Annotated in this window: 17 protein-coding genes; 4 read left to right on the top strand and 13 right to left on the bottom strand. The window is 65.0% G+C overall.

Going from position 1 to position 26,393, the window contains the following annotated elements; translation table 11 throughout:
- Positions 1 to 327 precede the first annotated feature (327 nt).
- Positions 328 to 1,206 carry a serine hydrolase gene (locus C8C89_RS20495; protein ID WP_035826880.1) on the top strand — a complete coding sequence of 293 codons (879 nt, stop codon included), beginning with the start codon at positions 328 to 330 and terminating at the stop codon, positions 1,204 to 1,206.
- Here C8C89_RS20495 and C8C89_RS20500 read toward each other — a convergent pair whose 3' ends face one another.
- On the bottom strand, positions 1,207 to 2,139 hold the full coding sequence (locus C8C89_RS20500) for a DMT family transporter (RefSeq protein WP_101480791.1): 933 nt from the start codon (positions 2,137 to 2,139) through the stop codon (positions 1,207 to 1,209). It abuts the gene before it with no gap.
- A 120-nt stretch (positions 2,140 to 2,259) separates the two neighbouring features.
- On the opposite strand from C8C89_RS20500, the gene C8C89_RS20505 reads away from it, so the two are divergent.
- Positions 2,260 to 3,159: a LysR substrate-binding domain-containing protein gene (locus C8C89_RS20505; RefSeq protein ID WP_101480790.1), complete on the top strand. Its 900-nt coding sequence runs from the start codon at positions 2,260 to 2,262 to the stop codon at positions 3,157 to 3,159.
- 28 nt (positions 3,160 to 3,187) lie between these two features.
- On the opposite strand, the gene C8C89_RS20510 is transcribed toward C8C89_RS20505, so the two are convergent.
- The gene (locus C8C89_RS20510) at positions 3,188 to 5,113 is read right to left on the bottom strand and encodes a methyl-accepting chemotaxis protein (protein ID WP_133992214.1); all 1,926 of its coding nucleotides are present in this window, start codon (positions 5,111 to 5,113) and stop codon (positions 3,188 to 3,190) included.
- Between the two features lie 198 nt (positions 5,114 to 5,311).
- On the opposite strand from C8C89_RS20510, the gene C8C89_RS20515 reads away from it, so the two are divergent.
- A complete protein-coding gene (locus tag C8C89_RS20515; RefSeq protein ID WP_101480788.1) occupies positions 5,312 to 5,974 on the top strand; it encodes a thiol:disulfide interchange protein DsbA/DsbL in 663 nt (220 codons plus the stop codon).
- A 1-nt stretch (position 5,975) separates the two neighbouring features.
- On the opposite strand, the gene recD is transcribed toward C8C89_RS20515, so the two are convergent.
- The 5 genes from recD to C8C89_RS20540 form a co-directional block, all read right to left on the bottom strand.
- Entirely contained in the window at positions 5,976 to 7,949 is a 1,974-nt protein-coding gene (gene recD, locus C8C89_RS20520) for an exodeoxyribonuclease V subunit alpha (RefSeq protein ID WP_243858153.1), read from the bottom strand.
- On the bottom strand, positions 7,939 to 11,610 hold the full coding sequence (gene recB, locus C8C89_RS20525; RefSeq protein ID WP_133992216.1) for an exodeoxyribonuclease V subunit beta: 3,672 nt from the start codon (positions 11,608 to 11,610) through the stop codon (positions 7,939 to 7,941). The genes recD and recB overlap by 11 nt, the downstream gene beginning before the upstream one ends.
- Positions 11,607 to 15,056, bottom strand: coding sequence for an exodeoxyribonuclease V subunit gamma (recC, locus tag C8C89_RS20530; RefSeq protein WP_133992218.1), 3,450 nt, complete (start codon positions 15,054 to 15,056; stop codon positions 11,607 to 11,609). The genes recB and recC overlap by 4 nt, the downstream gene beginning before the upstream one ends.
- Positions 15,057 to 15,131: 75 nt before the next feature.
- Positions 15,132 to 18,170 (bottom strand): CHASE domain-containing protein, encoded by a 3,039-nt coding sequence (locus C8C89_RS20535; protein ID WP_133992220.1) that lies wholly within the window; start codon positions 18,168 to 18,170, stop codon positions 15,132 to 15,134.
- A 140-nt stretch (positions 18,171 to 18,310) separates the two neighbouring features.
- Positions 18,311 to 19,201, bottom strand: a complete 891-nt coding sequence (locus tag C8C89_RS20540) for a LysR family transcriptional regulator (protein ID WP_133993578.1) — start codon at positions 19,199 to 19,201, stop codon at positions 18,311 to 18,313.
- A 108-nt stretch (positions 19,202 to 19,309) separates the two neighbouring features.
- Between C8C89_RS20540 and C8C89_RS20545 the strand changes: the two genes are divergently transcribed.
- Positions 19,310 to 20,311, top strand: a complete 1,002-nt coding sequence (locus C8C89_RS20545; protein ID WP_133992222.1) for a cyclase family protein — start codon at positions 19,310 to 19,312, stop codon at positions 20,309 to 20,311.
- A gap of 2 nt (positions 20,312 to 20,313) precedes the next feature.
- On the opposite strand, the gene cobA is transcribed toward C8C89_RS20545, so the two are convergent.
- The 6 genes from cobA to iolE all read right to left on the bottom strand — a co-directional run bounded on the left by cobA (position 20,314) and on the right by iolE (position 26,393).
- The gene (gene cobA / locus C8C89_RS20550) at positions 20,314 to 21,084 is read right to left on the bottom strand and encodes a uroporphyrinogen-III C-methyltransferase (protein WP_133992224.1); all 771 of its coding nucleotides are present in this window, start codon (positions 21,082 to 21,084) and stop codon (positions 20,314 to 20,316) included.
- Between the two features lie 14 nt (positions 21,085 to 21,098).
- Complete coding sequence (locus tag C8C89_RS20555; RefSeq protein WP_133992226.1) at positions 21,099 to 22,289, bottom strand: CmpA/NrtA family ABC transporter substrate-binding protein; 1,191 nt, start codon at positions 22,287 to 22,289, stop codon at positions 21,099 to 21,101.
- 169 nt (positions 22,290 to 22,458) lie between these two features.
- Entirely contained in the window at positions 22,459 to 23,097 is a 639-nt protein-coding gene (locus C8C89_RS20560; RefSeq protein ID WP_133992228.1) for an ANTAR domain-containing protein, read from the bottom strand.
- A gap of 73 nt (positions 23,098 to 23,170) precedes the next feature.
- Positions 23,171 to 24,670, bottom strand: a complete 1,500-nt coding sequence (locus tag C8C89_RS20565) for a CoA-acylating methylmalonate-semialdehyde dehydrogenase (RefSeq protein WP_133992230.1) — start codon at positions 24,668 to 24,670, stop codon at positions 23,171 to 23,173.
- Between the two features lie 14 nt (positions 24,671 to 24,684).
- Positions 24,685 to 25,482 carry a 5-deoxy-glucuronate isomerase gene (gene iolB, locus C8C89_RS20570; RefSeq protein ID WP_133992232.1) on the bottom strand — a complete coding sequence of 266 codons (798 nt, stop codon included), beginning with the start codon at positions 25,480 to 25,482 and terminating at the stop codon, positions 24,685 to 24,687.
- A complete protein-coding gene (gene iolE, locus C8C89_RS20575) occupies positions 25,479 to 26,393 on the bottom strand; it encodes a myo-inosose-2 dehydratase (protein WP_133992234.1) in 915 nt (304 codons plus the stop codon). Before iolE ends, iolB begins: the two co-directional genes overlap by 4 nt.

Here is a 26,393-nt window from a genome sequence, read left to right on the forward strand (position 1 = left end):
GGTACCAGCGACGATGGCGACCTGCCTTATATGATGCGCAGCAAGATTGCAGAAAGAATATTAGATTTCTTTAATGAAATCAATAATACGGCGACAATTTTCAGTGAGGCAATAGTTACATGCCGGATCGCGATTATTTTCACGTTTCGCGCCGCAAAGCGGCTTGCGCGGCCAGTGTGCCGTAGACATCGCAATATTTTTAATGGTATTGTCTACTCTTGGCAAATATTGCCTCCGAGATACACGCCGCGTTCCCGCGCAGGTCTGTCCCGGATTTGCGCGCAGCGCCCTCGATGGCGCCCCAAAACTGCTTCCCATTACAATCCCATGCTCAAAAAAATGTTCGCCGCGGTGCTGATGACGCTTTCGACAGCGGCCATCGCCGTGCCCTTCGGTTCCCAGTCGATCCTGGTGGTCGAAGATGGCACAGGCAAAGTCTTGCTTGAAAAAAATTCCAACGTGGTGGTGCCCATCGCCTCGCTGACCAAGCTCATGACGGCCATGGTCGTGCTCGACTCCAAGGCCAATATGCAGGAAGAGATCAGCATCGACCGCGAAGATGTCGACACCTTGAAACACAGCACTTCGCGCGTGCCCGTTGGTGCCACCCTGAGCCGCCACGACGTGCTGCAACTGGCGCTGATGTCATCCGACAACCGCGCCGCCGCCTCGCTGGCGCGCACCTTCCCCGGCGGCCCGACAGCGTTTGCCGTGGCCGTCAACGCCAAGATCAAGGCCCTGGGCATGCGCCAGACCGTCATCGAAGAGCCGACGGGTTTGTCGCCGAACAACCAGTCGACGGCAGCGGACCTGGTCAAGATGGCCGTGGCCGCCTCACGCTACCCGGAAATCAGCCGCATCACCACCGATTCGAAGGACGTGATCCAGATCAAGGGACGCGACGTGGAATACCACAACACGAACCGCCTGGTGGGCGCCAAGGGCTGGGATATCGGCCTGTCGAAAACGGGCTACACGAATGAAGCGGGCCGCTGCCTGATCATGCGCATCAAGTCGGCCGGCAAGTTTGCCACCATGATCTTGCTCAACGCGCGCGCCAATTCCGTGCGCGCCATGGACGCCGTCAACATCCGCCGCATGCTGGCGGCCGAGAACGGCATCGAAGAGCCGAAAGTGATGCGCGCTTCCGTCAGCCGCCACAAGAAGGCGCCGGCAAAACCGAGCAAGCGCCGCCGCGCAAAATAACTATTTCGCTTGCCGGTTGGTCATCACCACGCCGGCAATCGTTACCGCGCCGCCCACCAGCATCGAGGCCAGCACCGGCTCGCCCAAGAGCCCCGCCGCCAGCACGATACCGAACACGGGCACGAGGTTGTTGAACACGGCCGTGCGCGACGGCCCCAGCGCTTTCACGCCCTCGTAATACCAGACAAAGCCGATCACCGTGCCGAACACGCCCAGATAGGCGATGGCGGCCCACACTTGCCAGCCGAAGCTGTGCCACGGCACGCTCGGGAATTCCACCACTGCCCCCACCAGCAGGAAAGCCAGGCCCCACATCGACGCATACGTGGTGGCGGCAATCGGGCTCAGGCCCTTCAGCGCCACCCGGCCGATCAGGGTATAGGCGGCCCAGCTGGAAATACCGCAAAACATGAACACTTCGCCCATGCCGATGCCGCCGCCCGTACCGTGCAGCACGCCGGCGAGGTCGCCGCGCGTGATGACGATGGCCGTGCCGCAAAATGCCAGCATGATGCCCAGCCATTTGAAGGAACCGAGGCGTTCGCGAAACAGCATGGCCGAGGCGAGCGCCGTGACGATGGGGTTCAAGGCCACGAACAGGGCCGTGCGCCCGGCCGGCATGCGCGACAGGGCCGCCAGGAAACACAGGTTGTAGAGAAAAATGCCCGTCAGGCCCAGCGCCGCCGTCGTCGCCAGCTGCTTGCGGTCCAGACGTGGCAAGCCCCCTTCCAGTTTCCACGCCAGCACGACGAGCAGCAGCACGGCCACGCCGAAGCGCCCGCTGGCGGCCGTCATGGGTGGCATCTGCTGCGCCAGCACGCGCCCGGCGATAAAAGTGCCGCCCCAGAACAGGGCGACGAAAATCAGTTTGATATAGACGAGCGGCGATTGCACGGAGGGCAAGGCGGCTGAGGGTACGGCGGAAGTACGCATGGAAAGTCCTATGATGTCGCTTGTACAGCGGACGCTGCACGTGCGGTATACTTATATATTAATACTAATAACAGCTCATGAAATAATGAGTAAATACTCATAACACAAAGAAACCACACCATGACCTTCACGCAACTGGAAATTTTTACCCTGGTGGCCGAACTGCACGGCTTTTCCGCCGCCGCCGCGCAGCTGGGCATCAGCCAGTCGGCCGTCTCGCACGCCTTGAAGGCGCTGGAAAAGGAGATGGGCGTGGACCTGATAGTACGCCACCAGGCCTCGGCCGAGCTGACGGACGTGGGCCGCCAGCTGCTGGTGCGCGCGCGTGAAATCCTCGGCTTGTCGGAAGCCATGCGCCAGGAAGCGGCCGATGTGCTGGGCCAGCGCCAGGGCAGCTTGCGCATCGGTTCCTTCGGCCCCACCTCGTCATTAAACCTGCTGCCGGCCATCACGGCGCAGTTCCGCCTGCGCTATCCGGGCATAGCCCTGCGCATCGACGAAGGCGCCGACCACGAGGTGGTGCAATGGATACGCGAACGCCGCGTGGATGTGGGTTTCGTCGTGCTGCCCGACGAGCGCTTCGACACGGCGCCGCTGGTGGAAGACCAGATGATGGCGCTGGTGCCGCGCAGCCATCCGCTGTCCAGCGAAAGCACCATCACCCTGGCCCAATTGTGCGAAGGGCCATTCATCATGTCCGAGGCAGGCTGCGCCTGCCTGATCGAACCGCTGTTCGCCAACGCGGGCTTGCAGCCAAATGTTCCTTACCGCATCAGCCAGGTGATCACCATCCTCGACATGGTCAGCCGCGGCGACGGCCTGTCCATCGTGGCTGAACTGGCCCTGCCGCAGCGCCTGCGCGAGCAGTATCCGGACTTGCTGGCCCTGCCCTTGAACCCGCCCGTCAGCCGCAAGGTGGGCCTGGCCGTGCGCGACAGGCGCCAGAACACGCCAGCCACCGATGCTTTCTTCGAGGTGGCCCGGCAGATGGCGCCGACCCTGGCGCCCCGCCGCGCTTAAACGCTGACTTAAACGGACGTAAACTGCCTTAAAACGTTTCCCACTCCTCGCTGCGCTCGGGCTTGGCGACAGCCCTCGCTGCGGGGCGGCTGGCGATGCGCGGCGCGATGGGTGCGCGCACCACGGGCCTGGCTGGCTGCGCCACGGCAACCTGTGCTTCATCGAGCTTGAACACGCCCACCACCTGCGACAGGGTGCTGGCCTGGTCCTGCAGGCTTTCCGCGGCGGCCGCAGCCTCTTCCACCAGGGCCGCATTTTGCTGCGTCACCTGGTCCATTTGCGCAATCGCCTGGTTCACCTGTTCGATGCCCGAACTTTGTTCGACGCTGGCGGCCGTGATTTCCCCCATGATGTCGGTCACACGGCGCACGCTGTCGACGATTTCCTGCATCGTCGCGCCAGCCTCGTCGACCAGGCGCGCGCCGGAATCGACCTTGTCCACTGAATCGTCGATCAGCAGCTTGATTTCCTTGGCCGCCTGGCTGGAGCGCTGCGCCAGGCTGCGCACCTCCGTCGCCACCACGGCAAAGCCCCGTCCCTGCTCGCCTGCGCGCGCCGCTTCCACGGCCGCGTTCAAGGCCAGGATATTCGTCTGGAAGGCGATGCCGTCGATGACGCTGATGATGTCGACGATCTTCTTCGACGAATCGTTGATCGACGCCATGGTATCGACCACCTGCGCCACCACTTGCCCGCCCTTGCTGGCCACGCCGGACGCCGATTGCGCCATCTGGTTGGCCTGGCGCGCATTGTCGGCATTTTGCTTGACCGTGCTGGTCAACTCCTCCATCGAGGCGGCCGTTTCTTCCAGCGAGCTCGCTTGCTGTTCCGTGCGCGACGACAGGTCCTGGTTGCCGGCGGCGATTTCCATCGACGAGACCTTCACCGATTCGCTGGCCGTGCGGATTTTCACCAGCACGGCGGCGATCTTGTCGATGAAGCGGTTAAAGGCGCCGGCAATCTGCGCCAGCTCATCCACGCCGGAAGCGTCGAGGCGGCGCGTCAGGTCGCCTTCGCCGGAGGCGATATCGTCGAGCGCGTCGCGCACCAGTTCCAGGCGCTTGAGCATTTTGAACACCAGCAGCGACAAGAGCAGCGCCGCCAGTCCGGTCAGCAGCGCCGCTGTGACGGTGGCCGCCGTCAGCATCGTCTGCAAGGCTTGCATGGCTTCCTGCTGATCCAGTACCACGGCCAGCAGCCAGTCGGTGCCCGCCACGCGTGTGACATACAATTTGCCATCGCGGTCGTTCAGGCGCACGGCATCGCTCGTGCGCGTGTTTTCCAGCCGGTTGACCTGCGCGGCCGACAGCGTGGCATCGAGTTTCGCCACCGGCTGCAGGCTCAGGTCCTTGTTGGCATGAGCGATGATGGTGCCGCTCTGGTCGACCAGGAAGGCAAAACTGTGCGGTGTTGGCTTGATCGCCACCACGTTGGCGATCACCGTGTCGAGCAACACGTCCGCGCCCGCCACGCCCGCCAGTGCCCCTTTTGGGCCGACGGGCGCCGTGAACGACACCACCAGCTTGTGGCTGGCCGCGTCCACATACGGCGGCGTGAGCATCGGCACGCCTGCCTTGACGGTGTCCGTGTACCAGGCGCGCGCGGTGGGATCGAAATCGGCCGGGCGGCCCGGATGGGTAAACACGGAGCGCTTGTCCGCATAGCCGATGAACACTTCCGCAAAATCGCCGGCCTTTTCCGCGATCTGGAAGGCGCGCATCGGATCAGGCGTCTCGGCCGACATGACGACGGATGCCATGACCTTTTTCTTGCCATCGACCCATTGGGCCAGCACGGCCGACTGGCTTTGAAGCAACTGCTGCATCTGCTGGTCGGACGACGCCAGCATGCTGTTGCGCGTGGTGAGGTAATTGGCGAGCGACAAGGCCAGCATGGACAGCACGACGATGGCCACACAGATGAGCACCAACCGCGTGCGTAGGGAAGACAACATGATGGACTCCTGGTTTTTGAGTTTGATGGTATGACACAGCGCTTTCGCCCGTCACCCCGTTTTTGTATTTTCACACAAAAATCGGAACATTATTATTCAATATTCGGAATAATAAACGTTTATTACATCAATGCAACACCATCAATCATTAATGCTCTACCATGATTGCCTCAAAATCAATTTTTCCAAGGAGCTTCCATGCGTTTGCACCACGTCTTCCTGGCCTGCGCCAGCTTCGCCGCCGCCAGCGCCATCGCCTCGCCACAAGCGCCCGTGCAGGGCGCCGATTATCTGGTGCTGGCCACGCCGCAGCCCGTGCAGGCGGCGCCGGGCAAGGTGGAAGTGATCGAATTTTTCATGTACCACTGCCCCGCCTGCAACGCGCTGGAGCCGGGCCTGGCGCGCTGGGTCAGGGAGAATGCCGCCAGCGTGTCGTTCCGCCGCATCCATTTACCGCACACGCCGGAAAATGATCCGGAAGCGCATCTGTTCCTGACCCTGGAAGCGCTGAAGAAGGAAGAGGCGCTGCACGCGCAAGTCATGCACACCTGGCATGTGGAGCGCAAGCGCCTGGCCAGCGACAGGGACAACCTCGATTGGGCGCTGAAAAATGGCCTGGACAAAGCCGCCTTCGAAGGCGCCTACCAGTCGTTTGGCGTGCAGACCAAGCTGAAAAACCTGCCCCGCCTGGCCGCCGGCTACCAGGTCGACAGCACGCCCACCCTGATCGTGGGCGGGCGCTACCTGACCAATCCATCGATGGTCGCCGGCGCCAACACGGGCTTGCCGCGCCAGGGCGTGGAGCAAGCGACCCTGCAAGTGGTGCAGGCGCTGGTGGCGAAGGCGAAGCTGGCGAAGTAAATCAGCCGATCAAGCCCCGCAGCCCGCTGGCGCGCTGCGTGCGGCGCAAGATCGCGTCGAAGAGCACGGCCTGCGTGGGCGAGACAAGGGTAAAGAAGTCGCGCGCGCGCGTGATGCCCGTGTAGACCAGTTCGCGCGCCAGCATGGCGCCGCCTTCCTGCGGCAGCACCAGGACCGTGTGGCGAAACTCCGAGCCCTGCGATTTATGCACCGTCATGGCGAACGCCGTTTCCACATGGCGCAAGCGCGTGGCCAGCACGCTGCGCACATTCTCGCCTTCCAAAAAATACACGCGCAGGGAACCGGGCCGCGCAGGGTCGCGCAAGGTCAGGCCGATGTCGCCGTTGAACACGCCCGTGCCATAGTCGTTGCGTGTGACCATCACGGGGCGGCCCACATACCACTCGCTGCGGCGGATCAGACCTTCCTTTTCCAGGCGCAGCTCGATGGCCGTGTTCAAGCCGGCCACGCCCCACTCGCCTTCGCGCACGGCGCACAGGATGCGGAACGCTTCAAAAGCGTGCAGCACGGCGCGCACCCAGTCGTCATGCTGCGCGTACGCCGCTTCACCGGCATTCACCAGTGCCAGGTAAGGCTGGTAGCCGCCCGGCGCGTCGACTCTGCCGCGCAAGGCCAGGCGCAGTACGTCCTCCTGCTGCGCCGGCACCGTCCACGCCAGCTGGCCGCCGCTGTCGCCAGCGAAGCAGGCCTTGGCGAGATCGGGCCTGCCGCCATTCACGGCCAGCGCCAGTTCGCCAATCGGGCCGCTGAAACGGTGGCTGTGGCGCAGCATCACCGTCTGCTGCGCCAGCGCGCCCGCCGCTCCCGCGAAGGCGGGCGGAATGGCGACGCCGCTGGCCGCCTGCGCATACGCGATGGTAGACGGCGTGTAACCGCCCGCCTGCGCATCGTGGCACAAGTCGCCCAGCACGGCGCCCGCTTCCACCGATGCCAGCTGGTCCTTGTCGCCCAGCAGTATCAAGATGGCCGTCGCCGGCAAGGCATCGAGCACCGAGGCCATCATTTCCAGGTGCACCATCGACGCTTCATCGACGATCAGCACATCGACGTCGAGCGGATTGCCCGCGTGGTGGGCAAAGGCGCGCGTATCGGGCCGCGCGCCCAGCAAACTATGCAGGGTACGCGCCGCGCCCATGCGCCGCGCCAGTTCCAGCAAGGGCAGCGCATCGCCCGCCTTCGCCGCCAGCCCTTCGAGGGCCTTGTCGATCGACTGTTTCAACCGCGCCGCCGCCTTGCCCGTGGGTGCGGCCAGCGCGATGCGCAGCTGCTCCGGCTGCGGCGAAACGGCAAACAGCAAGGTCAACAGGCTCGCCACCGTATAGGTTTTGCCCGTTCCGGGGCCACCCGTGATGATGGCCACCTTGCCGCGCAGGGCGATGGCGCACGCCACCTTTTGCCAGTCCGGGCCACCATCCTGCGTCGGCTGGTCGAACAGGATATCGAGCCATTGGCGCACCTGCGCCAGCGGCGGATTGCCCAAATCCTGCGCGCGCACGGCGATTTTCTCGCCCACCAGGGTCTCGTCGCGCCAGTAGCGGCGCAGGTACAGGCGGTCGCCGTCGAGCACCAGCGGCTGGCGCACATCTGGCGCACCCACTTGCCACACCTGCGGCGCGCCGGCCAGCAGCGCACGCCAGCCCTCGAGCGATGCGGGCAGCGGGCCGGAAACGGCCAGCACGCCATGCCACAGCTCCTCGCTCCAACCCAGCAGTTGCGACGGTTCGCCGGCCAGGTCAGACAGCATCAAACAGCTGTGCCCCCGCCCTTCCAGCTCGGACAGCACCACGCAGGCCACGGCCACGGCGGGTGCATCCGATGCATGGTCGTCCAGGCTGGCGATAAAGCGCGCGAAGGCGGCGCTCAGGCGGCGCAGATGACCCGCCCCGGCGATGCCGTCGACATGGCTGAACAAGGCGTTCATTTGCAAGGCATCCATCTGCTCATTATGCTGCATGGTGTTCCGTTTCTTCTAACAGTTGATCGAGGCCGTCCAGCAGTTCCAGCTGCGGCGCCAGCCAGTAGCAGCCATGCGTATCCGCATTCGCGATGCCGCGCAAGAACAGGAAGATCGCGCCGCCCAGGTGCTCGGCAGGATCGTAGGCATCACCGAGCCGGCTTTTCAGCAGCCGGTGCAGGGCCAGCATGTAGATGGCGCCCTGGATATCGTAGCGGTGCTGCGCCATGCCGGACGCCAGCGCTTGCGTGTGGTAGGCGGCATCGTTGGCGCCCAGCGCATTCGACTTGTAGTCGAGCACCCAGTAGCGCCCATCGCGTTCGATGACCAGGTCGGCAAAGCCTTTCAACATGCCGTGCAGCTGGCGCCGCGGCAGCACGGGGCGCGGCGCGCCATCGAGCAGCAAACGCGTGCACAACTGGTCGAGCGCGCCGGTGGACAAATGCTCGCTGGGGAACCAGAACTCCATCTCGGACAGTGTGCTATCGAGCTGCGACAGCGACGCGTCGAGCAGGGGCAGCGGCGTGATGGCGATTTCCCGGAGCCAGGCGATGGCATCTTCCTGGCGGTGTCCCCAGCCCGCCCGCTCGCATCGCGCGGCCAGGCGCGTATTGAAATTGTCGTCGTGGATGCTATCAAAGCCTTCGCCGCCCATCCATTCCAGCTGCTCGTGCAGGAAATTGCCGGGTACGGAACCGCGCGGGAAGCGGTGCCACGGGGCGTCGCCCGCCTGCAGCGGCGATACGGCCGCCACGCTGGCGCCGTCTTCCAGCAAGGTCTCTTCCAATGCCCGCTGCGGCACGTGGGGGGCAGCCACGGCGCCGATCTGGCGCGTCAGCGACGTAAAGCTGCCCACCGACCAGTCGCGCTCGAATTCGCCCGCGAACACGGGCGCGGGCCGCAACTCGGGGCGCCGCTCGACGCGGTCCAGCACCGTGCAGGCATCGGGCTGCGCCAGCGAAGTGACATAAATGGCGTCGCAATCGCCCGCCACCTGCTGCCAGCGCAGCAGCAGTTGCCCGGACGGCAGCTTGTCGCCCCCCGTCAGCAGGTAGCCAAGCGCCGATTCGTGCAAGGTATTCTCGCCAGCCTTGCGCGCCGCCTGGGCGGCCACGCCCAGCCACAGGAAATGGCGCGCGCGTGTCAGGGCCACGTACAGCAGGCGCAGGTCTTCCTCGATGCGCGCCTCTTCGACCGCTGCCATCGCCTCGTCGGACAGCGACAGGTCGAGGCGGCGCTCGCCGTCTTCGCCCGCATACTCGAAGAAGCTGCGGTTGCGCTTATCCACCTTGCGCGCCGTGACGGCGAACGGCAAATAGACCAGCGGGTATTCGAGGCCCTTGGATTTATGCACGGTGATGACCTTCACCAGCTCAGCATCGCTTTCCAGGCGCAGCACGCGCTCGTCGCCGCCCTCGCCTTCGCCGGCAATCTGCTCGGCAAGCCAGCGTATCAGCGCCTGTTCGCCATCGAGCTGGCGGCTGGCCGATTGCAGCAGTTCGGCCAGGTGCAGCAGATTCGTCAAGCGCCGCTCGCCGCCCGTCTGCTGCAGCAGCATGGCGGGCAGCTGCAGTTCGTGGATGAAGCGGCGCAGCATAGCTAGCACGCCCTGGCGCTGCCAGATCAGGTGCAAGGCCTTCAGTTGCTCGACCCGGCGCTCCCATTCCAGTTCGTCGCTGGACAGGCGCGCCAGTTCGCCCAGCGACAGGCCGATGGTGCGCGTGGCAAACGCGGCGCGCGCCAGCGCCCCGTCGAGGGGATTGGCCAGCGCCGCCAGCCAGCGCAGCACGTCTTGCGCCTCCTCGCTGTCGACGACGGAATCCTTGTCGGAAAGGTAGACGCTGGCGACCCGGCGGCGCGCCAGCGCGCGGCGGATGGCCGCCGCTTCCTTGCGGTCGCGCACGAGAACGGCGACATCGGCCGGCTGCAGCCGCACGAAGCCGTCAGGGCCAGCGAAACCGGCTTGCGCATCGGCCAGCATGGCGACGATGTGCTCCGCGCAATGCTGTGCGAAATACTCGCGGTAGCTCTCGCCGCGCAGCCCTTCATCGCTGGCGCAGGCCGCCAGCAGCGCCGGCAGCGGGCCGCCGGCGTTCACCAGGTGCTCGGCGCGGCCCTTGGCATCGACGGCTTCGAACGGCAGCGGATTGTCGCCATTTCTACGATAGCGAAAAGCGCCGGCCGGCACTTCGGCGCGCTCGGCATGCAGGAATAGCTGGTTGACAGCCGCCACCAGGGGCGCCGTCGAGCGATAGTTGGTGCCCAGCTGGTAGTGGCGCCCAGCGGTGGCGCGCCGCGCCGCCAGGTAGCTCTGGATATCGGCGCCACGAAAGCCGTAGATCGACTGTTTCGGGTCGCCGATCAGGAACAGCCCCAGGGCCGGATCGTTGTCGGCGATGCGGTACAGCAGGTTAAAAATCTGGTACTGCGCCGGCGCCGTGTCCTGGAATTCATCGACCATCGCCAGCGGATACTGGTCGACGATGCGCTGGCGCAGGGCCGCGCCATTCTCGCCAGCGAGCGCGTCATGCAGGCGCTGCAGCATGTCGGCAAAGCCGAACTGGCGTGACTGGCGCTTCAATTGGTCCATGCGCCGCGCGATGGCCGCCGCCGCATGCAGGTGCAGTTTGTGCGCCAGCGGCGTCAAAGCCGCCAGGGCGATCCCCAGCGCCTCGGTATGTTCGAAGCACTCCGGCACTTGCGCCGTGAAACTCTTGGCAAACGCATCCTCGATGCCGAAGGGCGTCAAGCGCTCCCACGCCTTGGCCGTGATGGCCGGCTGCAGCAACAGGGGATCTTGCGCCCAGCGCCGCAAGCCGTCGAACCACTTCGCCAGGTTGTCCGGCTTCATCTTGACGCCGTTAAAACACTTGGGATTGGCGGCGCGCTGGTCGTTGATCCACGCGGCCATCCGGTCCACGCGCTCGATCCAGCCAGCCTTCAGGGTGGCCAGCTGCGCGGCCAGCGCACGCTGTTCGCGCATGATCAGTGCCGATACCGGTTCTTCGTCCGCCATACCCATGATATCCGCGCGGCGCGCCAGATCGCGCGCGCCTTTCTTCAGCGCCCCCACGTCGGGCCAGCAGGCCAGCAGCACGTCGAGCGCCTGCGGCGGCAAGGGATAGACTTGCTGGCGCCAGTAATCATGGGCCGCATCCTCGAACAGGGCTTGCTCGTCGCTCACCAGTTCTTCATCGAACAGGCTGCCGCTGTCGAACGCATGCTCGCGCAGCATGCGCTGGCACCACGCGTCGATGGTGAAAATGGCCGCTTCATCCATCGTCTCGGCGGCCAGCATCAGCCGGTGCGCGGCCTTTTGCCGCTCGCTCTCGTCCGGATACGACTCGAGCAAGGCATCGAGAAAGGGATCGCTGCCGCCGGACTCGTTACGGAACTCATTGCGAAAATAAGCGGCCGCCTCGATCAGGCGCTCGCGCACGCGGTTCGACAATTCGCGCGTGGCGGCGCGGGTAAACGTCATCACGAGGATATCGGCCGGCAGCAGCGGACGGGTAAAGCGGCTGTCGTCGTCGCCATGGCCCAGAACGAGGCGCACGTACAGCGCAGCGATGGTCCAGGTTTTACCGGTGCCGGCCGAGGCTTCTATCAGGCGTGAGCCGTGCAGCGGGAATGCCAGGGGGTTGAGCAAATGGCTCGTCATTGTTCTTCTCCCGCACCATCATTGGGCGCGCTGATCGGGTCCATCGTGATCGGGTCAATCGTAATATGTTGCTGCAGCCAGTCGGCCAGCGGGCCATACAGCTCGCGTGTGCAGTCTTCCCATGCCTCCTCGGCGGCCAGCGCGGAAAACTCGGGCCACAGGCGCGCCAGGCACAGTTCATCGCGCTCGCCCGACATGTCAAAGCCGCCGTCGTACACGGCGCGCGGGTCGCCCTGCTGCACCAGCGCCAGGCCCGTTTTGCATGCCGTGGGCAAGGGATGGTTCATGCCTTCGCGCCATAGCGCCAGCAAAGTGGCCAGGGCTTCGCGCGACGTGGCCGGATCGAGCGGCGCCATGCTGACGATGGCGTCGCGCGCCACCAGGTAGCCGGTGACGGGAAAGCCGAGGGCGGCGGCGGCCAGCTGGCGCAGCCACATGAGCATCAGCTTGTCGCCGCGTGCCTGGCCGCCCTTGTCCGTCACCTTCGAGGAAATCTGCATCAGCCAGGCCGTTTCCTGCCCGTTGCTGCACAATTTATCGAGCCAGTCGTCGATCTGCAGCTCGCCAAACGGCAGGTTGATGGCGCGCTTGTCGGCCGCCAGCGGGAACGAGGCGCGCAAGGACAGCCACGCGCTGCGCACGGGCACCAGCGCCTCGACCAATTGCGCCTGTACTTGCTGGCCGATCAGGCCGATGGGCAGCACCCCTTCGCGCGCCAGTTTCCCTGCGCGCGCTTCCAGGCTCGCGCGCACGTCATCGAGCGCTTCGACGGCGCCGCCGTCGTCCAGCATGGTGTCTTCCAGCAGATAGCGCTCGAGCGCATTCAGGCCAAACGGCTCTTCATCCTCGCCCAGCATGGCCGCGTCGGCAAAGTGCACACTCAAGCGGCGGCGGAAAAAATATTTGACGGGCTGGCGCAGGAAGCTGGCCAGCTCGCCCAGTTTCAAGCGCGTGCCGGGATCGAGCTCGTAAGGCCCCAGCGGCAGCACGGCGGCCTGTGCATCCGCATCGACCGTATCGGCATCGGCATGGGCCACGCGCCATTCGCGCGCATACGTGAGCAGGCCGTCCGCCTCGAAGTAGCGGCGGCTGAATGGCTGCAGCGCATGCTCGGTGGTGAGCGACGCCAGGTGCCGGTCCAGCGACCAGCCGGCGGCCAGGTAATCGCGCAGCTGCGACACCAGCACGGACGGCGGCTGCTCGGAATTGTCGCGCACATTGCGCCCCACCCAGCTTAGGTACAGTTTGTCGCGCGCGGCCAGCAAGGCTTCCAGCATCAGGTAGCGGTCATCGTCGCGGCGCGAGCGGTCGCCCGGGCGGGCCATACCGGGCAGCGCCAGCAAGTCGAAATCCGCCTTTTGGGCACGGCGCGGAAAGTCGCCATCGTTCATGCCCAGCAGGCACACGACGCGGAACGGCACGGCGCGCATCGGCATCAGGGTACAGAAGGTCACCCCGCCGGAGACAAACTGGTGGTTCAGGGTCGGCTCGTCCAGCGCGCCCAGCCACGCCACGCGCAGCACGGACAGCGGCACCTGCTCGACAAAGCCCGCATGCTCGCAGGTTTCCAGCCAGCCCTGCAAGGCGCCTTCCAGCTGCGCCAGGGTCAAACGGTCGCCTTCGTCGTCGGCATCGAAAAAAGCGGCCAGCAGCGCGCGCGCCTGCACGCCCCACTCGGCTGGCGTGCAGGCGCTGGCCAGCACGGTGCGCCAGTGCAGCAGCGCCTCGACCAGCTGCGCCAGCGATCCGGCCAGCGCCGCATCGAGACCGCCCACCTCCGCATACGGTTCGATGCCGCCAAAGCTGGCGCCACTGCCGCTGGCATAGCCGAGCAGCATGCGCCGCACGCCGAAGATCCACGCATTTTGTTCTCCGGCCGCGCCCAGACCGAGGCCGGCGCGGTGCGCCTGATCCAGGCCCCAGCGCACGCCCGCCCCTTCGATCCAGGCGCCCAGGGTGGCCAGGTCGTCCGGCTGCAGGCCGAAACGGGCCGCCAGCGCGGGCACGTCGAGCAGGTCGCGCACCTCGCTTTGGCGGCAGCGCTGCTGCGGCAGTTGCAACAGCCACTCGAGCGCGACGAGCAGCGGGTTGACGCTGCGGTCCTTCACGTCGCCGATCTCGAACGGGATGAAACGCTCGTCATTGCGCCGGTATTGGCCAAAGACGGCGTGGATGGCGGCCGTGAAGGTATCGATATCGGGCACCATTACCACCACGTCGCGCGGACGCAAGCCCGTCTCGGCGCTGTGCGCAAACATGGCCAGCAGCTGGTCGTGCAGCACTTCCACTTCGCGCTGCACGCTGTGCGCCACGTGAAATTCGATTGAGCGGTCGCCGACGTCGGGCGGCGTTTGCTCGTGCTCGGCCAGCGGGCGCAGTTCGCGGATGGCCACCTGCACCTGCTGCAGCAGAGTCTCGCCCGTTTCCTCGCCAAACAGGTCGATGCGCAGGCTGTCGTCGCGCCCCTCGGCTTGCGCATGTTCGTCGAATTCGTCGAGCATGCGGATGAAATCGCGCCCTTGCCTGCCCCAGCTGGCCAGCAACGGATGGCTGTGCGCATGCAGCGCTTCGAGCGGAATTTGCGCCAGATCGGTGCCGTTGCGCTGCCGCTGGCGCTTGTTTTCCGCGCGCAGCAAGTCGCGCCCGTCGATGATGTCGCCCCAGTAGAACTGGCACGGGTTGGGCACGGCCAGCACCACCTGCGTGTAGCGCGCCAGCGCGGCCAGCGCCTGCAAGGTCTGGTACGGCAAGGCCGACACGCCAAACAGCACCACCCGGCGCGGCAGCTTGCTGGCAGGCGGCTCGCCGGCGGCGATCGCCGCCAGGAAGGCGTCGTGAATGTCGGCGCGGCCCGTGTCGCGCTCGAAGGCCTCGACGTCAGCCGACACGGCACGCCACAACTGCGCCTGCCAGCGCTGGTCTTCCTTCAATGGGATAGATTCGCCGCGCGCCGTGCGCAACTGGTCGCGTCCGCCCGCCCAATCAGCCAGCCAGTCGGCGCGGTACACCTGGTACTGGTCGAACAAGTCGGCCAGGCGCTCGGCCAGCTGCAGCCGGCGTTCGCAATCGCCATCGGCAAGGAAGTAGCGCAGCGGCGCAAACACCGGGTCGGGCAGCAGGGAGGGCAACAGGCGCATCAAACGCCAGGTCAGCGGGGATTTATCGAATGGCGACACGCGCGGGACGCGCTCGCGCCCCAACATGCCACGGTAGCTTTCCCACAGCAAGCGCGCCGGCAGCGCGATGCGCGTGGCGGCGCAGACTCCCATCTCCTCCGCCAGGGCGATCTTCAGCCACTCGGCCACGCCGTTCGACTGCACCAGGAAGATATCCGTTTCCAGGGGCGCCAGCGGATGCTGGCGCAGCCACTGGAAGACGGCGGCGCGCAGCTGTTCCAGCTGGTTGCCATGCAGGATGAGGAGGCCGGGTGTGACGGGAGTATGCATGCTGATCCGATGGGTTGCCGCGTCTCCGGCCGGGTGGCCAGAAACGTCAAAGGCATATTATCGCCGCTGCCTGCGTCAGGGGGAGTCGCTGGCGACAAATTCCAGTGAAATTTGTTCTGCCACCTGCGCCAGAGCCGGTTCCAGCGCCGTCAGCAGGGCGCGCGCCTGCGGCAGGTCGCCGCCCAGGCGCAAGCCTTCGATCGACGTGCACAGGCTGGCGAAAGCATGGGCGCCCACGGCCAGCGCCGACGATTTGCTGCGGTGTCCCAGGTCGGCCAGGCGGCCCAGGTCTTCCAGCGCCATGGCCTGCTCCATTTCGGCGATGCCGTCGCGCGCCGTATCGAGAAACAGCTGGGTGTATTTGCGCATCTTCACGGCGTCATTGCTGAACGTGAGCGCCAGGGTGGCCAGGTCAAGGATGGCCGTATCGCGCAATTCCAGCGATGCGGCCGATCGCGGCGCTTTCGGCACGGCCGCCAGCCTGTCGCCCGTGCGCGCATGACCGATGCTGCCGATGCCACCGCGCAGGCGGAACCATTTCGCCAACAAGTGAAACAGCAGATTCGGGGCGATCGGCTTGGTCACGAATTCATCCATGCCGGCCGCCAGGCAGCGGGCACGGTCTTCGCTGCCCGCATTGGCCGTCATGGCGATCACCAAAAGGCCGCTGAGCCTGGGGTCGGCGCGGATGCGGCGCGTCGCCTCGAAGCCGTCCATCTCCGGCATTTGCACGTCCATCAGCACGCAGTCGTAGCGCTGGTGTGCCAGCAATTCCAGCGCTTCGCGGCCATTGCAGGCAACGCAGACAGTGGCGCCGGCATCCTCCAGCAATTCGCAGCCCACCTGCTGGCTGAAGACGTTATCCTCCACCAGCAGGATGGATGCGCCGCGGATCACGCCCAATACTTCGGGCTCCACCTCGGCGATGCGCTCGTCGCCCGCCTGCGCGCTTTTCTCCAGGCGCGCCGTGAACCAGAAGGTACTGCCCAGGCCCGGCTGGCTGTACACGCCCACCTTGCCGCCCATGAGTTCAACCAGCTGTTTGCTGATCACCAGCCCCAGGCCGCTGCCGCCATACTTGCGCGTGGTCGACGGGTCGGCCTGGTGGAAGGATCGGAACAGCTGGGCCACCTCTTCCTGCTTCATGCCGATGCCCCGGTCCTGTACCTCGAAGCGCAGCATGGCGTGGCTGCCGCGCTCCTCGGACTGGCGCACGCGCACGAAGATGCTGCCATTGTCCGAAAACTTGATGGCGTTGCTGGTCAGGTTCAGCAAGACCTGCTCCAGGCGCAGCAGATCGCCACGCCAGCGCTGCGGCAGCTCGGGTGCGATATCGAACTGCAGCGTCAATCCCTTGACGGCGGCCGCATCGCCGAGCTGGCTGGCGATGTTTGCCAGCAGGGTGTCGAGCCGGAGGTCCAGCACTTCCAGTTCCAGCTTGCCTGCCTCGATCTTGGAAAAATCGAGGATATCGTTGATCAGGCCCAGCAAGTGCTGGCCCGAATGGAATATTTTTTGCAGATAGTCGCGCTGGCGCGCGTCAGCCACGGATTTCAGCGCCAGGTGCGCCATGCCGATGATGCTGTTCATCGGCGTGCGGATTTCATGGCTCATGTTCGACAGGAAGTCGCTCTTGGCCTGGCTGGCCGCGTCGGCCTGCTCTTTCAGACGATGCAGTTCCGTCACGTCGGTGGACAGGCCGATCAGGCCAGTGACGGGACCGGGCAATCCCAGCGGCACCTTCACGCTCCACAAGTGATGCACCTGCCCCTGCGCATCGACGAAGCGCTCCTCGCCGACGAACTTGGTGCCGCTGTCGAACACCTGGCGTTCGGTCAGCTGTGCGGCCGCCGCCGCATCGCCGAGCATCAACTCGCCATCCTGACGACCTATCAGCTGCTCCGCCGAACGGCCCAGTATCTTCGCCGTGCGCGCATTCACGTAGCGGTAGCGCAGGTCGGCATCCTTCATGTAGACGTAGGCGTCGACGCTGTCGAGTACCGTATCGAGCAGGGTGCGCTGCGCCACCGCGTTGCGTCGCGAACGGTACAGGGTAAAGATATAGCCGTAAATGAGCAGGGTGCCGGCCACACCGACGGCCAGCGCCAGCCATGGAAAATAGCGGTCAAAGCCGCTGTACATCTCCACCTTGCGTACGCGGAAATGGGCTTTCCACAGTCCTCCCTGATATACGATGGGCAGGACTTGGTCAAAATATGTGGCATCGCTGCCCGCTTGCGGCGGCGGTATCGCCAGATCGCCGTCATCGTTGAACAGCAAACGATCCTGCGGCGTGATGCGCAGGACGCCTTGGGCCGGCAAAGGTTCGACCGCGCTGTACAGGGTCAGGTGCAGCGGTTCCAGTGCGCTGCGTTCGAGCGCGCTGTGCACCAGCTGCGCCACGCCAAAACCGATACCCACTGACCCCTGGTAAGCGGCGCGGCGCTCGGCCACGCTGCCTTGCGGCATGCCATTGCGGTATACGGGCAAGCGCATGCCCAGGCCCACATGCGCGGGCGGGCCCTTGATCATGATCACCTGTCCCGATGCGCTGAGCTCGCCGCTGTCGCGCGCCTGCGCCAGGGCCTGCGCCACCAGCGGGTTGGCGCCGATATCGACGCCCATGCGTTCTGGCAGCAGCGAATCGGGCTCCAGGTAAGTGAGCACGGTGTATTCCGGCCGCTCGCCGGGCGGGCGAATGGTGAAGGCCGGATAGCCGCGCGGCGACAGGCTGGAGTCGCGGCGCACCTCGGCGACATAGGCCGCGCGCTGTGCCTGCGTCAGCGCCACCGCATAATTGACCGATTCGATGGCGGGAAACTGGCGCGCGATATCGAGGCCGGCCACGTAATCGTGGAACTGGCGGCGCGTCAGATGCTCGCTGGTGCGGAACAGGGCTTCGAGGCCGCGCAGCAGGTCGGCATAGCTTTTCACCCGCGTGGCCAGGCTATGCTGGGCGTCATGCGTGAGATTGTCGAAACGCTGTTCGGCGTCGTCATTGACCGTGCGCGCCGCGCCAGCGTACAGGGCGCCGCCCACCGCCAACGCCAGCAGCAGGCCGCCTGCCCATATCCTGATGCCTGATCCCGCCCCGCCCTTGCTCAAAGTGTGCATTGTCAATCGCTTATTCCGGTTCCTCGAATGGGCCGTGCAGGCAGCCCAGCAAGTACGAGGATACTATCAAAGCCCCTGCCCGACGCGCTTGTGGACGAAAAAAAGCGTGCGCGATGGTTGCCCTGGAAAACACCGCGTCCCTATGCCGTCTGCAGCACCCCCGCCAGGAAGTCGCAAAAGGCGCGCACTTTTTCCTGCACATGGCGTCCGTCGGGCGTCAAGGCATACACGCCGCGCCTGGCCATGCCGTGCGACGGCAGCACGCGCACCAGGGCGCCGCTGGCCAGCAGCGGCGCGGCGACGAACGATGGCAGCGCGCCCACGCCGATGCCCGCCACCAGCATGTCGGCCAGCAGCAGGCTGCTGTCAGCGGAAAAACGTACGGGCAGCACGATGCTGCTCGCTCCTTCCGGGCCATCGAGCTGCCAGACGCCGGGGCTGTCGGCCAGGCGGTAGGCCAGGCAATCGTGGTCATGCAGATCCAGCGCCCGCAGCGGCGTGCCGCGCCGCGCCAGGTAGGCGGGCGCCGCGCAAATCATCTGCTCGACGTCCCCCAGGCGGCGCGCCACCAAGGACGAATCGGCCAGCGCGGCGCGGATGCGCAGCGACACGTCATAGCCCTCGCCCACCACGTCGCGCAGGCGGTCGTCCAGCGTCAGTTCGAGCTTGACTTCCGGATAGCGGGCCATGAAATCCGGCAGCAGCGGCGACAGCACTTTCAAGCCAAACGACAGCGGCGCATTCACGCGCAGCCGCCCCGCCACCTTGCCGACGCTACCGCGCGTAGCCAGTTCCAGCGCATCGACCTCGTCAAGCAGGCGGCAGCATTCCACATAGTAGGCGCGCCCGCCGTCCGACAAGCTCATGCGCCGCGTGGTGCGCACCAGCAGCACGATGCCCAAGCGCGCCTCCAACTGGCGCACTTGCTTGCTGATGGCCGCCGCCGACTGGCTCAGGTCCAGCGCCGCCTTGCTGAAGCTGTCACGCTCGACCACCTTGCGAAACACGCGCATGTGCGCGAGGACATCCATCATTCTTTCCTTGCAGTTGAATATCTTATTATTTTATCGCTGATTATCATGCAAATGAAAAACAATATGATGCTGGCTTCTTTCTTCACCTGACACAAGGAGCACCCCATGTTCACCGTCCCTTCCCCGTTAACAACCGTGCCCCTGCTGCTGGCCCTCCTGGCCGGCACAGCACAGGCAACGCCGGCCACCGCCGCCCTGCCTGAAGTGGGCATCAGCCCCTGGGGGCCGAAAGACGAAATCGGCCGCCTGAACCTGATGACGCCGGCCTCGCGCACCGCCGTCCTGGCGCGCATCGATGGCGGCAAGAGCTATGACCTGGCCGTCGATTTCCATATCGGCATGCCCAGCTGGCAGGCGGCCGGCGATCCACCCTACCAGATGTGGATGACGCACACGCCGAAAGGCAATGTGGTGGCCGACTCGATGCGAGTGGGCGAACAGATGAACCGCCACGTCAGTTACACTGGCTCGGCCGTGTCCATGTATGCGCACATGGGCACGCATATCGACGCGCTCAACCACTTCGGCCTGAACGGCAAGATCTGGAATGGTTTTACGGAAGCGCAATACCTGGGTGACCGGGGCTGGACGGTGACAGGCGCTGAAAAGCTGCCGCCCATCGTCGCACGCGGTGTGCTGATCGACGTGGCCGTGGCCAAGGGATTGCAACAACTGCCCGACAATTACCGGGTGACGCGGCAGGACCTGCGCGCGGCGCTGGCGCATCAGAAGGTCACGCTGGAAAAGGGCGACGTGGTGCTGATACGCACGGGCCGCATGCAGCACTATGAGCAGGCGCAAGCGTACATGGCGAATCCCCCCGGCCTGTCGCTCGATGCGGCGAAATTCCTCGTGGAAGATGGCGGCGCCATGGTGGTGGGGGCGGACAACCTCAGTTTCGAAGCGTTCCCCTCCGAAGTGGCGGGCAATTACCTGCCCGTGCACACCTATTTGCTGGCGCAGCAGGGCACGCCCATCATGGAACTGGTCGACCTGGAAGCGCTGTCGCGCGACAAGGTCTACCAGTTTGCCTTCATCGGCGCCTCGCTGAAATTTCGCGGCGGCGACGCGGCACCCATCCGCCCAGTGGCACTGCCGATCCGCTAGGGTCAGACGGCAGCGGCCTGCAAGGTAGCGGCGCCGTGGTCATCCCAGGCATCGGCGCAGCGCACCACGTCGCCCACGACGATGATGCTGGGGCTGCCCAGGCCGCTCGCCAGCAAGTCGTGCGGCAAGGCGTGCAAGGTACTCAGCAACTGGCGCTGCGCCGGCAAGCTGGCCGACTGCACCACGGCTACCGGCGTGCCCGGCGCCATGCCGCCTGCCAGCAAGCCCGCCTGGATGGCCGCCACCCGCGCCACGCCCATGTAGATGACCAGGGTCAGGCCGCTTTGTGCCAATGCCGCCCAGTTCGGTTCGGAGGCGCTATCCTTGCCGTGGCCCGTGACGAAAATCGCGCCCTGGCTCCAGCTGCGGTGCGTCAGCGGCACGCCGATGGCCGATGGCGCGGCCAGGCCGCTGCTGATACCGGGTATGACCTCGACGGCCACGCCGTGGCTGTGCAGGTAGGCGCGCTCTTCGCCGCCGCGCCCGAACAGATAGGGGTCGCCCCCTTTCAAGCGCACCACATGCAGTCCGGCGCGGGCTTCGGCCAGCATCAGGCGCTCGATGAAGGCTTGCGGCGTGGACGCGCAGCCGCCCCGCTTGCCCACCTCGACCACGCGCACGCCAGGTGCCGCATGCGCGAGGATGGCCGGGTTGACGAGGTCGTCGATCAGCACCACGTCGGCCCGTGCAATGGCCTTCACGGCCTTGATCGTCAGCAAGTCCGGATCGCCTGGCCCCGCGCCGACAAGTGTCACGCTACCCTGTTGTGCCATGATGCACTCTCCAATCAGAAAAAATGGCCGATGGCAAACGATGCCGCGTACGCTTCCGGCGCGCTGCCATCCCACACCACGCCGTCGCACAGGGTAGAGCTGCGCAGGGCAGATGGCGGCAAGGGCGTGGCCGTCATTTCCGCCGCCTGGCGATACAGGTCGATGCGGTTCACCTGCCTTGCCACCGACAGGTAATCGGGCTCGTCGCGCAGCAAGCCCCAGCGCCGGTGCTGGGTCATGAACCACATGCCGTCGGACAGGTAGGGGAAATTGACGGCGCCGCCCTGATAAAACTTCACACAGTGCGCCTCGTCCCAGGTCTTGCCCAGGCCATCCTGATAATGGCCCAGCATGCGCGGTACCAGCATTTCCTGCGGTGTATTCAAGTAAGCGGGCTCGGCCAGGGTGGCCGCCATGGCCAGCCGGTTGGCATCGCTGGCGTCGATCCAGCGCCCCGCCTCGAGCACGGCGGCGATCAGGGCGCGGCAGCTGTTCGGATGCGCCTGCGCAAATGCGGCGCTGGTGCCCAGCACCTTGCCCGGATGGTCGGGCCAGATGGCGCCGCTGGTGGCGGCCGTCACGCCCACGCCGTCGACGATGGCCTTGTAGCCCCACGGTTCGCCCGCGCAAAAACCGTCCATCTGGCCCGCGCGCAGGGACGCCACCATTTGCGATGGCGGCACCGTCATCACGCGCGCGTCGCGCAGCGGGTCGATGCCATGCGCGGCCAGCCAGTATTGCAGCAGCATCGCGTGGTTGCCGGTCGGAAAAGTATGCGCAAACGCAAAAGGCCGCGCCACGGTGCGCATATGCCGCGCCAAAGTGGGACCATCGTGGGCACCCTCGCGCGCCAGCGCCGCAGACAATGTCACGGCCTGGCCGCTATGATTGAGGTTCATCAATACGGCCATGTCGCGCTGCTGCCCACCGATGCCCATCTGCACGCCATATGCGAGTCCGTACAATACGTGGGCGGCGTCGAGTTCACCGTTGTTCAATTTGTCGCGCACGCCGGCCCACGACATCTCGCGTCTCAGTTCGATCTTGATGCCATATTTCTCGTCCAGGCCGAGCTTCGAGGCCATCACCAGCGAGGCACAATCGGTCAGCGGCAGATAGCCGATGCGTAGCGTCTGTTTTTCCGGCGACAGGGTCCGCATCACCTGGGAGCCATGCCCTGCCTCTTTGCCCACTTGCGCCGTCATACTATTCCTTGATGATAAATACTGTTTTTCCGCGCCACCATGGGCAAGGCTCTCCCCGTCCAGCAGCAAGGACCGTGCCTAGACTGAGCCAAATATACGCCCTGTTCAGAAAGGCTGGCAACGCACCGCGATGGTGCACTGCACCAGCATGTGTCAGGAAATGGACGGGTCATCCCAGCAAATCCTCCACGTCGAGGATGCGCTGGGCAATGTCCGCCAGCTTCAGTTTCTTGTTCATGGCCATGCTGCGCAAGCGCTGGTATGCCTGCTCTTCCGTCAAGCCCTGATGCGTCATCAACAGGCCCTTGGCCCGTTCGATCACTTTGCGTTCCAGCAGCTTGTGCCGCGTGTCGAGCAATTCGGCGCGCAATTTTTCTTCCTGGCGGAAGCGCGCCAGCGCCACGTTCAGCACGGGCAAGATGCGCTCGGCATGCAAGCCGGCCACGATATAGGCGGACACGCCGGCCGCCATGGCCGCGTCGATGCTGGCCGTGGCGCCGTCTTCCGTAAACAGGACGATGGGGCGGCGCTCGTCGCGCGTGGCGATGACGATGTGCTCGAGCACGTCGCGCGCGTCCGATTCGGCATCGATGATGATGAGGTCAGGCTGCAGCTGCGCAATGCGTTCGGGAAGGTAGAGGTCGGCTGGCAAGGAAGCGACGATGTCAAAGCCCGATTCCAGCAAGCCGATGCGCAAGGCATTGCCGCGCTGCACCTGGGCAGCCAATGCCGAATCCGCGTGCACGCCGTGCTCGACGATGGTGTTGACGACAACGATGCGCAAAGGCTGGGTACGGCTGGACGTCATGGGAGCATTCTGCAATGGCTAAACAATTAACCATTGCAGTAAGCAAGAAGCGAACCAGATGGCGCTCTATGCCTTACTTCAGGGTCGGCATGGCAAATTCGGCACCGGCGGCCGTGGAGGCTGGCCAGCGCTGCGTCACAGCCTTCTGCTTCGTATAGAAGCGCACCGATTCCGGGCCATGCGCGTGGTGGTCGCCGAACAGGCTGCGCTTCCAGCCGCCGAAGCTGTGGAAGGCCATCGGCACGGGGATGGGCACGTTGACGCCGACCATCCCAACTTGCACCCTGTGCGTGTATTCGCGCGCCGTGTTGCCGTCGCGCGTGTAGATCGCCGTGCCATTGCCGTATTCATGCGCATTGACGAGATCGAGCGCCGTGGCGAAATCGGGCACGCGCACGATGCACAGCACGGGGCCGAAGATTTCCTCTTTATAGATGGTCATTTCCGGCGTGACATGGTCGAACAGGCTGCCGCCGAGGAAAAAGCCATTTTCATGGCCCGGCAGCACGAAGCCGCGCCCGTCGGCCACCAGCCTGGCGCCTTCCTTGACGCCCGTGGCGATGTAGCCGGCGATCTTTTCCTTGTGCACTTGCGTGACGACAGGACCCATTTCCGCTTGTAAATCCATGCCCTGCGTGATTTTCAAGGCCGCGATGCGCGGCACCAGCGCTTCGACCAGCTGATCGGCGACATTGCCCACCGCCACGACGACAGAAATGGCCATGCAGCGCTCGCCCGCCGAACCGAAGGCGGCGCCCATCAGGGCGTCTACCGTTTGCGGGATATCCGCGTCGGGCATGACGACCATGTGATTTTTCGCGCCACCCAAGGCTTGCACGCGCTTGCCCTGTGCGCAGCCGGTGGCATAAATATACTCGGCAATCGGCGTGGAGCCGACAAAACTGACGGCGCGCACGTCCGGGTGGTGCAGCAAGCCGTCCACCGCTTCCTTATCTCCCTGCACCACGTTGAAAACGCCGTCCGGCAAGCCCGCGTCTGTCAACAGCTGGGCCAGCAGCAGACTGGCCGACGGGTCCCGCTCGGACGGTTTCAAGACAAAGGTATTGCCGCAGGCAATCGCCATGGGGAACATCCACATCGGCACCATGACAGGGAAGTTGAAGGGCGTGATGCCGACGCAGACGCCCAGCGCCTGGCGGATGGACCAGGCGTCGATGCCGCCAGCCACCTGTTCCGAGTACTCTCCCTTCATCATTTGCGGAATGCCGCAGGCAAATTCCACTACTTCGATGCCGCGCGTCACTTCCCCTTTGGCATCCGTAAACACCTTGCCGTGCTCGGCCGTGATCAGGGCGGCCAATTGATCCGCATGTTCTTCCAGCAATTCCTTGAATTTGAACATGACCCGCGCGCGGCGCAAGGGCGAGGTTTGCGACCAGGCGGGAAAGGCCGCGTGGGCAGCGGCCACGGCCGCGTTCAGCTCGGCGGCAGTCGCCAGCGACACCTTGGCCGTGACGGCGCCTGTGGCGGGATTGAAGACGTCGCTCGTACGCTCGGAGCGCGAAGCCATGGGGTTGCCACCAATAAAGTGGCCGATCTGTTGCGTTGTCATAGCGGGATCCTCGATTATTTGGTATTCATCAGCCACTCATGGGCCGGGTCGTTTTTAAAATGCCACACGCGTTTCGGGCCGGCCATCACGTTCAGGTAATAGCCGTCATAGCCATACGGCACGGTCACGGGGTGGTAACCCCTGGGCACCATCACCACGTCGTGGTTTTCCACTGCCATGGCCTCGTCGATGGAGCGGTCATCCGTGTAGACTCTTTGGTACGCAAAGCCCTGCTCGGGATTGAGGCGGTGGTAATACGTTTCTTCCAGTGAACTTTCCAGCGGGACGTTGTCGCTGTCATGTTTATGGGGCGGATAGCTGGACGAGTGGCCGGACGGCGTGAGCACCTCCACCACCAGCAAGCCATCGGCCTCTGCCGTCTGCGGCAGGATGTCGCACACATAGCGGGTATTGGCGCCCTTGCCGCGCACGGAGCGCGTCATGGTGGCCGGTTCGATCAGGCGTGCCGGGCGGTGCGTTGTGGCTGGCGCGCTGCACAAGGCCACTTCGGCGGCGTCCACCGCCGTGATGTTGACCTTCGCCTCCAGGGGGACATACACGGCATATGGCGAGCGGTCCTCGAAGACGCTGGCGCGCCCGCCGATGGCTTCCCAGCTCTGCTCGCCCGCCTGGACGGTGACCGTGCCCGTCAATACGACGATGCACAGCTCGCGGCTGCCCGTGTCCAGATGCAACTGTTCCCCTGCAGCCAGGCGGTGCGCGGCAAAGCCCACATGCGTCCAGCCTGCCGACTCGGGCGTGACCTCGACGATGGTGGCGCCAGGCCGCGCCTTGACCAGCAGCGGGCTCATGCTGCCTCCCGGCCCAGGCGGGGAATGGCGCCGACGAGCTGGGCCAGGTAATCGTGGCCCATCTTGGCGTACTGGTAACTGGGCGCGACGGCCGGGTCTTGCTCCGCCTCCACCACCAGCCAGCCCTCGTAGCCGTGCCGATACAAACGCCTCAGGATCGCCGGAAAGTCGATGCAGCCGTCGCCAGGCACGCTGAAGGCGCCATTGATGACAGCCTGCAGGAAACTCCAGTGGCCATTGCGGGCCAGTTTCACCACGTTGGGGCGCACATCCTTGCAATGCACGTGGCAGATGCGATCGATATGCTTGTTTAACACCGCCACCGCGTCGCCGCCGGCAAACGTGATATGACCCGTATCAAACAACAAGCCCACTTCCGGCCCCGTCAAGGCCATCAGTTGATCCACGTCGGCCGGGGTTTCCACGTAGGCACCCATGTGATGATGGTAGGCCAGCCGCACGCCATGCGCCAGCAGGTGGGCGGCAAAGGCCGTCAGTTTGTCCGCATATGCCTGCCATTGCTGCTGCGTCTGGAAACGTGGACGTTTATACAGGGGGCGGGCTTCGCCCTGGATAGCGTCGGCCACTTCGCCGTAGACCATGACGCTGGCGCCGCTGTCGGCAAGCAAGCGTAAATGCGAGGCTACGGAAGCGATCTCTTCTTCCACCGAGCGGTGCGCCAGCCGGCCCGAATACCAGCCGGACACGCACGCCAGGCCATACTTGCGCAGCACGGCATTCAGCGCGGGGGCATCCTTGGGAAACTTGTTGCCCAGCTCGAAACCCACGTAGCCAATCTCGGCGCCCTCTTTCAGCGCTGTCTCCAGGGGCGTTTCGCCGCCCAGGCTTGGCAAATCGTCGTTCATCCACGAGATCGGGTTAATGCCGATCTTGACATTCCAAGTGTTCAT

This window comes from Janthinobacterium sp. 75 (assembly GCF_004365495.1).
GTDB lineage: Bacteria > Pseudomonadota > Gammaproteobacteria > Burkholderiales > Burkholderiaceae_D > Janthinobacterium.

Bases quoted from the DNA above. Each gene is read 5' to 3' on its own strand.
- C8C89_RS20495 (WP_035826880.1), top strand. From the start codon at position 328: ATGCTCAAAAAAATGTTCGCCGCGGTGCTGATGACGCTTTCGACAGCG.
- C8C89_RS20535 (WP_133992220.1), bottom strand. From the start codon at position 18,170: ATGCACACTTTGAGCAAGGGCGGGGCGGGATCAGGCATCAGGATATGG.
- recB (WP_133992216.1), bottom strand. From the start codon at position 11,610: ATGACGAGCCATTTGCTCAACCCCCTGGCATTCCCGCTGCACGGCTCA.
- iolE (WP_133992234.1), bottom strand. From the start codon at position 26,393: ATGAACACTTGGAATGTCAAGATCGGCATTAACCCGATCTCGTGGATG.
- recD (WP_243858153.1), bottom strand. From the start codon at position 7,949: ATGCAGCATAATGAGCAGATGGATGCCTTGCAAATGAACGCCTTGTTC.
- recC (WP_133992218.1), bottom strand. From the start codon at position 15,056: ATGCATACTCCCGTCACACCCGGCCTCCTCATCCTGCATGGCAACCAG.
- C8C89_RS20500 (WP_101480791.1), bottom strand. From the start codon at position 2,139: ATGCGTACTTCCGCCGTACCCTCAGCCGCCTTGCCCTCCGTGCAATCG.
- C8C89_RS20505 (WP_101480790.1), top strand. From the start codon at position 2,260: ATGACCTTCACGCAACTGGAAATTTTTACCCTGGTGGCCGAACTGCAC.
- C8C89_RS20515 (WP_101480788.1), top strand. From the start codon at position 5,312: ATGCGTTTGCACCACGTCTTCCTGGCCTGCGCCAGCTTCGCCGCCGCC.
- C8C89_RS20540 (WP_133993578.1), bottom strand. From the start codon at position 19,201: ATGGATGTCCTCGCGCACATGCGCGTGTTTCGCAAGGTGGTCGAGCGT.
- C8C89_RS20560 (WP_133992228.1), bottom strand. From the start codon at position 23,097: ATGACGTCCAGCCGTACCCAGCCTTTGCGCATCGTTGTCGTCAACACC.
- C8C89_RS20565 (WP_133992230.1), bottom strand. From the start codon at position 24,670: ATGACAACGCAACAGATCGGCCACTTTATTGGTGGCAACCCCATGGCT.
- C8C89_RS20545 (WP_133992222.1), top strand. From the start codon at position 19,310: ATGTTCACCGTCCCTTCCCCGTTAACAACCGTGCCCCTGCTGCTGGCC.
- C8C89_RS20510 (WP_133992214.1), bottom strand. From the start codon at position 5,113: ATGTTGTCTTCCCTACGCACGCGGTTGGTGCTCATCTGTGTGGCCATC.
- cobA (WP_133992224.1), bottom strand. From the start codon at position 21,084: ATGGCACAACAGGGTAGCGTGACACTTGTCGGCGCGGGGCCAGGCGAT.
- C8C89_RS20555 (WP_133992226.1), bottom strand. From the start codon at position 22,289: ATGACGGCGCAAGTGGGCAAAGAGGCAGGGCATGGCTCCCAGGTGATG.
- iolB (WP_133992232.1), bottom strand. From the start codon at position 25,482: ATGAGCCCGCTGCTGGTCAAGGCGCGGCCTGGCGCCACCATCGTCGAG.